Origin of the sequence: Mycobacterium sp. (assembly GCF_049585075.1) — a bacterium.
Lineage (GTDB): Bacteria > Actinomycetota > Actinomycetes > Mycobacteriales > Mycobacteriaceae > Mycobacterium.
This window is the reverse complement of record NZ_JBAUZA010000435.1, coordinates 34,523-42,397: the sequence shown is the minus strand read 5'-3', so window position 1 is coordinate 42,397 and position 7,875 is coordinate 34,523. Positions and strand designations below refer to the sequence as shown.

The 7,875-nt window shown below is 64.2% G+C and carries 7 protein-coding genes and 2 pseudogenes; 6 read left to right on the top strand and 3 right to left on the bottom strand.

Annotation, left to right across the window (positions count from 1 at the left end):
* Positions 1-160: pseudogene (locus WB785_RS20710) on the top strand (crotonase/enoyl-CoA hydratase family protein); the annotation flags it as partial.
* 25 nt (positions 161-185) lie between these two features.
* Here the strand turns inward: WB785_RS20710 and WB785_RS20705 are convergent.
* The 3 genes and pseudogenes from WB785_RS20705 to WB785_RS20695 form a co-directional block, all read right to left on the bottom strand.
* Positions 186-1,391 (bottom strand): annotated as a pseudogene (locus WB785_RS20705) (cytochrome P450).
* Positions 1,388-2,104, bottom strand: a complete 717-nt coding sequence (locus WB785_RS20700; protein ID WP_424081340.1) for an acetoacetate decarboxylase family protein — start codon at positions 2,102-2,104, stop codon at positions 1,388-1,390. The pseudogene WB785_RS20705 and the gene WB785_RS20700 overlap by 4 nt, the downstream one beginning before the upstream one ends.
* A 44-nt stretch (positions 2,105-2,148) precedes the next feature.
* A complete protein-coding gene (locus WB785_RS20695; protein ID WP_424081338.1) occupies positions 2,149-3,180 on the bottom strand; it encodes an LLM class F420-dependent oxidoreductase in 1,032 nt (343 codons plus the stop codon).
* Between the two features lie 70 nt (positions 3,181-3,250).
* Between WB785_RS20695 and WB785_RS20690 the strand changes: the two genes are divergently transcribed.
* From WB785_RS20690 to WB785_RS20670, 5 genes are read left to right on the top strand one after another with little or no spacing between them, the layout of a single operon-like run.
* Positions 3,251-4,243 carry a Zn-ribbon domain-containing OB-fold protein gene (locus WB785_RS20690; RefSeq protein WP_424081336.1) on the top strand — a complete coding sequence of 331 codons (993 nt, stop codon included), beginning with the start codon at positions 3,251-3,253 and terminating at the stop codon, positions 4,241-4,243.
* Positions 4,244-4,254: 11 nt separating this feature from the next.
* The gene (locus WB785_RS20685) at positions 4,255-5,316 is read left to right on the top strand and encodes a thiolase domain-containing protein (RefSeq protein WP_424081334.1); all 1,062 of its coding nucleotides are present in this window, start codon (positions 4,255-4,257) and stop codon (positions 5,314-5,316) included.
* 2 nt (positions 5,317-5,318) lie between these two features.
* On the top strand, positions 5,319-6,488 hold the full coding sequence (locus WB785_RS20680) for a thiolase domain-containing protein (protein ID WP_424081332.1): 1,170 nt from the start codon (positions 5,319-5,321) through the stop codon (positions 6,486-6,488).
* Complete coding sequence (locus WB785_RS20675) at positions 6,485-7,366, top strand: TIGR03619 family F420-dependent LLM class oxidoreductase (protein WP_424081330.1); 882 nt, start codon at positions 6,485-6,487, stop codon at positions 7,364-7,366. The genes WB785_RS20680 and WB785_RS20675 overlap by 4 nt, the downstream gene beginning before the upstream one ends.
* A complete protein-coding gene (locus tag WB785_RS20670) occupies positions 7,363-7,770 on the top strand; it encodes a nuclear transport factor 2 family protein (RefSeq protein ID WP_424081328.1) in 408 nt (135 codons plus the stop codon). The genes WB785_RS20675 and WB785_RS20670 overlap by 4 nt, the downstream gene beginning before the upstream one ends.
* The last annotated feature ends 105 nt before the right edge of the window (positions 7,771-7,875 follow it).

The window sequence follows — 7,875 nt, the reverse complement described above, 5'->3', positions numbered from 1 at the left end:
GGCGATCCTGCGCGCGATCCACGAGACAGAGGGCATGCACGAGAACGAAGCGTTCAAGATCGACACCAAGCTCGGCATCGACGTGTTCTTGTCCGATGACGCGAAAGAAGGCCCGCTGGCGTTCAAGGAGAAGCGCACCCCGCAGTTCAAAGGGCGCTAACCTCCCCGCTTTCGCGCGCTACTAGCTAAGCCCCCAGCGGCGCGCTTGGGGTGAAGACGACCGGCATCGACTCCAGGCCGCTGACGAAGTTCGCCGGCCGCAGCGGCAGCGCGGAATCGTCGGCCAGCCGTAGGTTTGGAATGCGTTGCAGCAGACGGGTTAACATGATCGACAGCTCTAGCCGCGCAAGTTGGTTGCCCAGGCAGAAGTGTGTGCCGAAGCCGAACGCGAGGTGGTTGTTGGGGTAGCGCTCGATGTTGAAGGTGTCCGGATCGCCGAAGACCTTCTCGTCGAAGTTCGCCGACTCGAACAACAGGATCATTTTTTCGCCCTGATGCAATTGGGTGCCGTGAAACTCGGTGTCCGCGGTGATCGTGCGTGCCATATTCTTCACCGGCGCCGTCCAGCGCAGCATCTCTTCGATCGCGTTGGGCAGCAATCCCAGATCCGAGGCCAGCCGTTTGTGCTGATCGAGGTGCAGCAGTAGCTGCCTCGTGCCGCCGGACAAGGTATGACGGGTGGTCTCGTCGCCGCCGACCAGCAACAGCACAACCTCGACGACGATCTGGTGATCCTCCAGGCGCGACCCCTCGACCTCGGCGTGCGTCAGGACGCTGACCAGATCGTCGGTCGGTTGTGTTTTGCGCGCCGCGATCATCCCCATCATGTATTCGTTGTAGGCGGCGAAGGCCTCCATGCTGGCCTGGACACCCTCTGGCGACGCAGTGCTACTCAGGAAGCTGACCAAATCGTCGGACCACTTGAGGAACATGTTGCGTTCTTCGGGACGCACCCCGAGCATGTCGCCGATGACCGCCATCGGCAGCGGCGCGGCCAGGTCCCAGACGAAGTCGCACTCCCCGCGTTCGCAGACCGCGTCGATCAGCGTGTCGCACAATGAAACGATCTTGGACTACAGATCTTTCACCCGCTTGCGGGTGAAGCCCGAGTTGACGAGCTTGCGCCGCAACAGATGTTGCGGATCGTCCATCTCGATCATCATCTCGATGCCGTCTTGGTCGGGTCGGATGCCGCCGGCGTTGGAGAACAATTCGGGGTTGCGCTCGGCATCAATGACGGCCTGGTACGTCGACGCGGCGGCCAAACCGTTGCGGTCCCGGAACACCGGCTCGTTTTCCCGCATCCAGCGGTAGACGGACCGGGAGTCACCCGCATAGAACGTGCCGTCGGTCAGGTCGACATCGGGCCTGGTCGTTGCAGTGACCGTCATGAGATCTCCCTGGCATCGCCGAATGTCATCTGTACGTGGCCAGCAGAGCTGGACAACATCGCGCGCTTCGGAAGGCCCAGCGATGCAAGCTCTTTGGCGTAAGGGTGGTCGCCCAGTCGGATCCGCGCTCCACCGAGACGGGTGTGCACATCGTCTAGCGTGTGTTCGAAGGCGATCTCACGGGTGACGCCGTCGCGGTGCGAATAGCTGCGCTGCTCTTGATGGCGTGGGCCCAGCCGGAAGGGCAGGCCGCGGCGAAAGTCCATGCCGATCACCAGTTGACCGTCCACGGTGCAATCGAACCCGAACTGACGGCCTTCTCGAACGGTGAAGTCCGCCATGACTTTTGGGTAGCCCCAAATCTTGGTTCCCGCCTCGAGGGTGAACGGCTGGTCGACGGGCAGATGATGGATGAAGGCGCCGGCCGACTGCAGGGCGCGCGGGCCGCGTGCGTCCGACCCGGGCGGGTTGACCATCACGCTGGTGCCGAATTCGTAGTACTGGCCCAGGTCGCCGTCGACGTAATGCATCAACATCAGGACCAGGACCGCACGCCCAGGCAGGTAACGGCAGACCTGCAGGCCGCTGTAGTCGATCATTCGTTGTGCGGCCTCGGCGTCCACCGAGAACATCGCCATATGCTGAGTCGCCTTGCGGATCTGCACCGGCATCGTGAGTACCGTGCCCGCGATGGTGTGTTGCGAGGCTGTCATCCGGTCAATCTAGAACGCGTTCTAATGCTCTGGCAAGGACGCGCTCAGATCAACGACGCGAGCTCGCGGACCTGCTCTGTACTGCGGCCAGATACGACCATCATCGTGACGCCCGCGGCTTCCCAGGCCTTGATCTGCTTACGCACGTAGTCCACGTCGCCGACGATCGCCGCGTCGTCGATGACCTCGTCGGGGATGATCTCCGCGGCCTTGTCCTTCTGGTTGCTGCGGAAGAGCCTCGTCACCTCGTCGACCACCTCGGCGTAGCCCATCCGGCGGTACACGTCGGCGTGGAAGTTGGTGTCCTCGGCGCCCATCCCGCCCATGTAGAGGGCGATGTAGGGCTTCATCGCTGCGAAGGCGGCGCTGCGGTCTTCGGTGATGACGATGTTGGCGGTGGCGCAGATCTCAAAGTTCTCTCGGCTGCGGCGTGCGCCCGGCCGGGCGAAGCCCTCGTCCAACCACTCGTTGTAGGTGTTGGCCATCCGCGGCGTGTAGAAGATCGGCAGCCAGCCGTCGCAGATCTCCGCGGCCAACGCGACATTCTTCGGCCCCTCGGCGCCCAGCATGATCGGGATGTCGGACCGCAGCGGGTGGGTAATGGGCTTGAGCGGCTTGCCCAAACCCGTCGCGCGCTCCCCCGTCAATGGCAGCGGGTAGTGCGGGCCATCGCTGGTCACCGGCTTCTCGCGTGCCCACACCTGCCGGATGATGTCGATGTATTCGCGGGTGCGGGCCAACGGCTTGGGGAACGACTGCCCATACCAACCCTCCACCACCTGCGGACCCGAGACCCCGAGACCAAGGATGTGCCGGCCACCGGACAAGTGATCGAGTGTCAGCGCCGCCATCGCGCACGCAGTCGGGGTACGCGCGGACAGTTGCACCACCGACGTGCCCAGCCTTAGCCGCTGTGTCGACGAACCCCACCAGGCCAGCGGCGTGTAGGCGTCCGATCCCCATGCTTCGGCGGTGAACACCGCGTCGAATCCGGCCTCCTCGGCCGCGGTGACGAGTTCCGCGTGGTTTTCCGGCGGCTGAGCGCCCCAATATCCCAGCTGGAGTCCGAGCTTCATGCGAGCCGCCTTTCCTGCAGGTCCCGACCGTGTCTTGAAACCATTCTTAGAACCTGTTCTACTCGATGCTGTGACCACCAGCCAAAGCAGCCCGGTGCAGATCGATACCCATCAGCCGCCGCTATCGGCGCCTCTGAAGCTGTCCTTCGACTACACCCGTTCAGTCGGATCCACCCTCAGCCAGTTCTTCACCGCCCTGCGCGAGCGACGCATCGTCGGTGTCCGGGGCTCGGATGGCCGGGTCTACGTGCCGCCCGCCGAGTTCGATCCCGTGACCTACGAACGATTGACCGAGATCGTACCGGTGGCCAGCGTCGGGACCGTGCTGTCCTGGACCTGGCAGCCCGAGCCGTTGGCTGGGCAGCCGCTGGACCGGCCATTCGCGTGGGCACTGATCAAGCTCGACGGTGCCGACATCGCAATGCTGCACGCCGTCGACGCTGGATCCTCCGATGCGATCAGTACCGGCGCGCGGGTGCACGCCCATTGGGTCGACGAGCCGGCAGGCGCGATCACCGACATCGCCTACTTCGCGCTCGGCGACAAGGCCGAGCCGGTTCCCGAAACGACCGACGACCGTGACCCGGTGACGGTCCAGGTAACGCCGAGCACCATCGAAATCCAGCACACCGCTTCACTTCCCGAGAGCGCGTTTCTGCGTGGTCTCGAAGAGGGCAAGCTACTCGGCGCGCGCACCGGCGAGAACGGGAAGGTGTACTTCCCACCGAAGGAAGCGGACCCGGCGACCGGTCTGGAACTCGACAACTTCGTCGAGCTGCCCGATAAGGGCACGGTGACGACGTTCGCGATCATCAACATCCCGTTCGCCGGCCAACGCATCAAGCCGCCCTACGTCGCGGCCTACGTCCTTCTCGACGGCGCCGATATCGCGTTCCTGCACCTGATTCAGGAGATCGACGCCACCGAGGTACGGATGGGCATGCGGGTGCAAGCGGTGTGGAAGCCCCGCGAGGAATGGGGCCTGGGCATCGACAACATCGAATACTTCAAGCCGAGCGGCGAACCCGACGCCGACTACGACACCTACAAACACCACCTGTAAGAGGGAATAACGTGACCGATCGCGATGTAGCTGTCGTCGGGTTCGCCCATGCACCGCATGTGCGCCGCACCGACGGCACCACCAACGGCGTCGAAATGCTGATGCCGTGTTTCCATGCCCTTTACACCGAACTCGGGCTCGAGCAGACCGATATCGGCTTCTGGTGCTCCGGCTCGTCGGATTACCTTGCCGGCCGAGCATTTTCGTTCATCTCCGCGATCGACTCGATCGGGGCGGTGCCGCCGATCAACGAGTCGCACGTGGAGATGGACGCCGCGTTTGCACTCTACGAGGCCTACATCAAAATCCTCACCGGGCAGGTCGACACCGCATTGGTTTACGGCTTCGGCAAGTCCTCGGCCGGCACGCTACGCCGGGTGCTTTCGTTGCAGACCGATCCGTATTCGGTCGCACCGCTGTGGCCGGACGCGGTGTCGATGGCTGGGCTGCAGGCCCGCCTCGGCCTGGACGCGGGCAAGTGGACGGCCGAACAGATGGCCCAAGTAGCGCTGGATTCGTTCGCCGTTGCCCAGCGAACCGATTCGGAGAAGCCCGCTAAGAGCATCGACGAGTTGCTGGCCCGGCCGTTCTTCGCCGATCCTCTTCGGCGCCACGACATTGCACCGATCACGGATGGCGCCTCGGCGATCGTGCTGGCCGCCGGCGACAGGGCCCGCGAGCTGCGGAAGAACCCCGCGTGGATCGCCGGGATCGAGCACCGCATCGAGACTCCGGTCCTCGGCGCCCGGGACCTGACCACGTCTCCGTCGACAGCGGCGTCCGCCAAGGCCGCGACGGGCGGGGACACCAACTCGATCGAGGTGGCCGAGATTTATGCGCCGTTCACGCATCAGCAGCTGATCCTCACCGAGGCGATCGGCCTGTCGTCGACGACAAAGGTCAACCCGTCGGGTGGCACCCTGGCGGCCAACCCGATGTTCTCTGCCGGGTTGGAACGCATCGGCTTTGCCGCACAACATATTTTCGACGGCTCTGCAGGACGGGTTCTCGCGCACGCGACCAGCGGCCCGGTGTTGCAACAAAATCTCGTCGCCGTGCTGGAAGGGAAATAAATATGGCCGGCAGGCTCGCTGCGGTGCTCGGCACCGGCCAGACGAAGTACGTCGCCAAGCGTCAGGACGTCTCGATGAGCGGCCTGGTTCGCGAGGCCATCGATAAGGCGTTGGCAGACTCCGGGTCGACCATGGACGACATCGACGCGGTCGTCGTCGGCAAGGCGCCCGACTTCTTCGAAGGCGTCATGATGCCGGAGCTGTTCATGGCCGACGCCGTCGGCGCAACCGGCAAGCCGCTGATCCGGGTGCACACTGCGGGTTCGGTCGGTGGGTCGACCGGCGTGGTGGCGGCCAGCCTGGTGCAGTCTGGCAAATACCGGCGCGTGCTGGCGATGGCGTGGGAAAAGCAGTCCGAGTCGAATGCCATGTGGGCGTTGAGCATTCCGGTGCCGTTCACCAAGCCGGTCGGCGCGGGCGCGGGTGGCTACTTCGCCCCGCACGTGCGGTCCTACATCCGCCGATCGGGCGCGCCGACGCACATCGGTGCCATGGTGGCGGTCAAGGACCGGCTAAATGGCGCGAAGAACCCGTTGGCGCATCTGCATCAACCGGACATCACGCTAGAGAAGGTGATGGCGTCGCAGATGCTGTGGGACCCCATTCGCTTCGACGAGACCTGCCCGTCGTCCGATGGTGCGTGTGCGGTCGTGATCGGCAACGAGGACGCCGCCGACAAGCGGGTCGGCGAAGGCCACCCGGTGGCATGGATTCACGCCACCGCGTTGCGCACCGAACCGCTGGCGTACTCCGGGCGCGACCAGGTCAACCCGCAGGCCGGGCGCGATGCCGCGCAGGCGCTGTGGAAGGCGGCGGGCATCACCAGCCCGATCGACGAGATCGACGCCGCCGAGATCTACGTGCCGTTCTCGTGGTTCGAGCCGATGTGGTTGGAGAACCTCGGATTTGCGCCCGAGGGCGAAGGCTGGAAGCTCACCGAGGCGGGCGAAACCGAGATCGGCGGCCGGATCCCGCTCAACGCCTCGGGCGGCGTGCTGTCGTCGAACCCGATCGGCGCCTCCGGGCTGATCCGCTTCGCCGAGGCGGCCATCCAGGTGATGGGCAAGGCGGGCGATCACCAAGTTCCGAACGCGCGCAAGGCACTTGGTCACGCCTACGGCGGCGGCTCGCAGTATTACTCGATGTGGGTGGTGGGGGCTGATAAGCCGTGAAGTACACCTGCAGCGTCGCGATGGGGCCGGTCGATCAGTTGACCGAGCTGGCCAAAACCGCCGAGGAGGTTGGGTTCGACGCGATCGCGCTACCCGACTCGCTGTTCTACATGGAGAAGGCCGCCGCCGATTACCCGTACACCGCCGACGGATCACGGATGTGGAACGAGGACACCCCATGGGTTGATCCTCTGATCGCAGCCGGCGCGATGGGCGCGGTCACCTCGAAGCTGTTTTTCTACACCAACGTGATGAAACTGGGCTCGCGCAACCCGCTGCTGCTGGCCCGCCAGGTCGGCTCGGTGGCCAACCTGACCAACAACAGGTTAGGCTTCGGTGTAGGAATCGGCTGGGCGCCAGAAGAATTCGAATGGTGTGGGGTGCCGTATGCGCGACGCGGGGCGCGGGTCGATGAGATGATCAAGGTCATCAAGCTCGTGCTGGACGGCGGGATGGTCGAATTCCACGGCGACTTCTTCGACTTCGACCGCCTGCAGATGAGCCCTGCCCCGAGTAAACCGGTGCCGTTCTACGTCGGCGGCCACACCGACGTCGCGCTCAAGCGTGCCGCGCGGGTCAGCGACGGGTGGACCAGCGCGATGATGACCTGCGACCAGCTCGCCGAGACAATCGGCAAGATCAAGGCGTTGCTCGCCGAATACGACCGTGCAGATGTGCCTTTCGAATATCAGGCGGTGTGCATCGACAAGTTCGGCGTAGACGGCCATCGGGAACTGGCCGAGGTAGGCGTCACCGACAACATCGTCATCCCCTGGATGTTCGACGGGCTCGGCTTCGATGCGCCGCTGGACAAGAAGAAAGACTCACTGAAGCGATTCGCCGACACTTTTATCCACTCGGGATGGCAGGACAAATGAGCACATCGCCCGCACACCTGGCCGGAAAGCGCTCTCGCGATGCGGTGACAGCCAGAGACAAAGACACGTGGCTGGCGGTGTTCGCCGACGATGCGATCGTCGAGGACCCGATCGGGCCTTCACATTTCGATCCCGAGGGCAAGGGGCATCGCGGCCGCGACGCTATTTCGGCGTTCTGGGACAAGGCGATTGCGCCGACGGACAACATCGAGTTCCACTTCCGCGACACCTACCAATGCGGCAACGAGGAAGCCAACGTCGGCCACATCCTGATCACCGCGGCCGGATACCAGGTCACCGCCGAAGGCGTGTTCACCTACAAGGCCAATGACCAGGGCCAGTTGGTGGCGCTGCGTGCGTACTGGGAGGTCGACCAGGCGACCGCGAACGCGCGAAAAATCTGAACCCAGCACCCCGCTCCCCCGTATTCACATTGGAGTGACCTGCATATCGGCCTGGGGAGTTGCAGGATGGACAGCGTGGACGAGCCTGTTCTCAGGGACGATCCC

Excerpts from the sequence above, each read along its gene's own strand:
- WB785_RS20695 (WP_424081338.1), bottom strand. The coding sequence starts at position 3,180 with ATGAAGCTCGGACTCCAGCTGGGATATTGGGGCGCTCAGCCGCCGGAA.
- WB785_RS20680 (WP_424081332.1), top strand. The coding sequence starts at position 5,319 with ATGGCCGGCAGGCTCGCTGCGGTGCTCGGCACCGGCCAGACGAAGTAC.
- WB785_RS20670 (WP_424081328.1), top strand. The coding sequence starts at position 7,363 with ATGAGCACATCGCCCGCACACCTGGCCGGAAAGCGCTCTCGCGATGCG.
- WB785_RS20700 (WP_424081340.1), bottom strand. The coding sequence starts at position 2,104 with ATGACAGCCTCGCAACACACCATCGCGGGCACGGTACTCACGATGCCG.